2 protein-coding genes are annotated in these 2,074 nt (G+C 60.3%); one reads left to right on the top strand and one right to left on the bottom strand.

Annotated features, from left to right (window positions below; translation table 11 throughout):
- Positions 1 to 1,899: DUF4158 domain-containing protein (locus J2X50_RS24860; protein WP_429098879.1), on the bottom strand; the 1,899-nt coding region annotated here is incomplete at its 3' end.
- Here J2X50_RS24860 and J2X50_RS24855 point away from each other — a divergent pair.
- The coding region (locus tag J2X50_RS24855) for a hypothetical protein (RefSeq protein ID WP_429098881.1) at positions 1,816 to 2,074 on the top strand (259 nt) is incomplete at its 3' end. The two genes, J2X50_RS24860 and J2X50_RS24855, sit on opposite strands and share 84 nt — an antisense overlap.

Genomic DNA, 2,074 nt, shown 5'->3' with positions numbered 1-2,074 from the left:
GATCCCTTTAGACGCACTCGCCATGCGCTTCGGACCGAGGTTGGTTGCATCCGCCAGCACGCCGGCCAGCATGGCCGAGACATTTCTGGGAACGTCACCGGTCCGGACATGCGTGAAGTGATCGGCGAAGCCAGTCCAATCGTGCACTTCTCGCAACAGATCTGGCACCTCAACCATTGGATACATATCGCTGATCTCGGCATTCAGTTCTTCGGCGGCGGCAGGGACTTCGCCGGCGGCCGGCGTGACGATCAACGTTCCGGCTTCAAGACGAACACCTTCGAGCTTCCCGGACCGTGCTCTGTGAGCCAAACGCTTCAGGTTGAAATCGAGCATCCGCCGCACTTCGGCGAGCCACTGCGCGCCATCGCCTTGGACGCCCAGTCCGAGGCGGTTCTCTTCCTTCATCGCATCGAACGTTGAACGCGACATGAGATGCTCGTCGATCGGCCGGAAGGATCGGCTCCCGTCGACCCAAATGTCTGCAGATCGAAGCCGATCCCGCAAAGCCGCAAGCGTGGCGATCTCGTAGAGACGGCGATCTGGCGTTCCTTGTTCGAAGATGAGCCGTCGATCGGTTTGGCTGAGGTGGGTGACCGGGACGCGCTCCGGGAGTGTCCGACGCTTCTCGGCATACATGCGCTTCAACAGCGAGATTGCCGCGAGAAGCGGATCGTGTCGCCGAGCCGATTGGAACGTGAACGACCGCAGGAATGCGCCCGCAAATTTACCTACGGTCGCATACTGCTCACCCGCCACGACCAAGGGCGGCGCCTCGTTGTCCTCGACCATCGACTCAAGCTCTGGCTTCATGCGGAGCAGCCGATGCCAGCCGACTTTCTGATCGAGAACCTCCAAAGCGTCGCGACCATACTCATTGGCGGACTGCAGGGCTGCGATCGTATCGAGGAACATGCGCAGTGCCTTGGCGGTATCTGGCCTGCAATCCATGTGCCGCTGCTTCTTGCGGTTGTTGGCTTGCGAGAACAACCGACCCATCAGCTTGATGAACATCGTCACGGCATCGTCGGTGAGCTTCTGTGCGAGTTTGATGACCTGCGCCACGATCAGAGCGTGCCGGCGGCTGGAGTTGAAATCGCTGGCCAGCCAGGCTGGCGTGGCGTTCCCTTCACGGATCATCTGGTCCCACCGACCCGAGGAAATCCGCATCTGCAATTTCGGGTCGATCTCCAGCTTGCGCAGGAATGCGCTCCGTTCTGTCAGCCCGACAAGGTTCGACGCACCCGGCGCTTCCGGCGCCGACCGCAACCAATGGAAGCGGGTCTGACCGATCACCGGATCAACCTCTAGCAGCCTATCCAATGATCGAAGCGTATCGAGCGGGATGTCTTCAATCAGAGTTCTCTCCGCCCGTCGGCGGGCGATCGCGCGCCCGGCAAGGCCGATCCGTTCGATCGTGTCGATTGCCGGCAGAAGGGATCCGCGTCCACGAAACGTGGCGACAATGGAGTTGGCGATCGCAGCCCCGTCGTCGGACATCGCGGCCGTCTGAATTGCAGCCAACAGCGCGGCCCGACGATCTTCCGCCGTCGCGCTTCGCGTATCCAGATGCACCATGACGCGCGACGTGTGATCGCGACGGGTTTCTTCACGGCGTGCGTAGAGCGCAAATGTTTCTGGGTCGGCGCCAATCTGGTCAGCAACATATCTGAGCATAGCGCGAGGCGGAGTCTCTTCTGCTCCAAGCGCTCGGCCAGGGTATCGCATCAGACATAGCTGAACAGCAAAACCGAGCCGATTGTGCTCACGCCTCCGCAACTCAATCTCCAGACGGTCCGCCGGTGACAACGAGTAGTGTCGGATCAGGCTGTCCTCATCGACCGGTATGTCGAAAAGCTTCCGTCGATCTTGCGCTTTGAGAAGCTTCCGCTTTGCCATCTTCCGTCCCTATACACGGCAACCTGGCTGAAGCGTTGTCGAGTCGGGCAGATGAGGAAATCAAAACCGACGCGTCGCGATGACAATCCACAGGATCCCGCGCTGCTCATCCATACGCCGTTCATGGTCCGTTCGGCCTTAGCGTACGATTTCGCACTGCTCTTGTTCGGACCCC

The sequence above is a fragment of the Aminobacter sp. BE322 genome, assembly GCF_050433525.1.
In the GTDB taxonomy this organism is placed as follows: Bacteria; Pseudomonadota; Alphaproteobacteria; order Rhizobiales; family Rhizobiaceae; genus Aminobacter.
The sequence above is the reverse complement of the archived record's forward strand: the minus strand, read 5'-3'. Positions and strand labels throughout refer to the sequence as shown.